This window comes from Microvirga sp. P4_G7 (assembly GCF_056401005.1).
This window is the reverse complement of the sequence record NZ_JBFUKD010001073.1, coordinates 1-777: the sequence shown is the minus strand read 5'-3', so window position 1 is coordinate 777 and position 777 is coordinate 1. Positions and strand designations below refer to the sequence as shown.

1 protein-coding gene is annotated in these 777 nt (G+C 62.4%); it reads left to right on the top strand.

The features are described from left to right. Positions 1–98 precede the first annotated feature (98 nt). Positions 99–777: GAF domain-containing protein (locus tag AC1DT3_RS23100; protein WP_477467493.1), on the top strand; the 679-nt coding region annotated here is incomplete at its 3' end.

Here is a 777-nt window from a genome sequence, read left to right as displayed (position 1 = left end):
GGATCACGCTGCTCCGTGCTGCTGACCAACGCGTGCTCGCACAGTTCCCCCCACCACCAGATGGTGTCTCGTTCGCGCCCATCGAAAGCGAGCCGTTCATGCGGGCAATCGCGAGCAAACCACTCCTGGGAACGTACATCGTCGACGGCCCGCGGAGCAGGGGAAGCATCGTCTCCTACCATGACGTGGGAGCCTTCCCGCTCTATATCTGCGTCATCGCGCCGACCGAATCGTATTGGGCACCGTGGGTGCAGCAGACGCGGATCTATGGAATATTCGCGGGCATTGCGCTCCTCGCCCTCATCGCGCTGACGGCCATCGCCTCGCAGCAATTCCGCGAACAAGCCGCCAACGCGGCACTTCTGGAAAAGGATGTGGCGCAGCGCACGAGCGAGCTCGAATCCGAGACGGCCGCGCTCGAGATCCTCAATCGCACCGCCACCGCGCTCGCCGCGGAACTCGATATCGAGCGCATCGTGCAATATGTGGTGGACGCCGGCGTCGAATTGACCAAGGCGCAGTTCGGAGCGTTCTTCTATAGACGCGACGGCGACGCGCAGGACGGATTCAACCTCTTTGCATTGGCCGGAGCATCCCCCGACGCCTTCAAGGCGGTTCCGTCCGTTCGCACCACCAAAGTGTTCGCACCAACATTTTCCGGCGAGAGCGTCGTCCGTTCAGACGATATCACGACGGATCCGCGCTACGGTCAGAACGCCCCTTATCAGGGGATGCCCGATTGGCATTTGCCCGTCCGCAGCTATCTCGCCGTTCCGG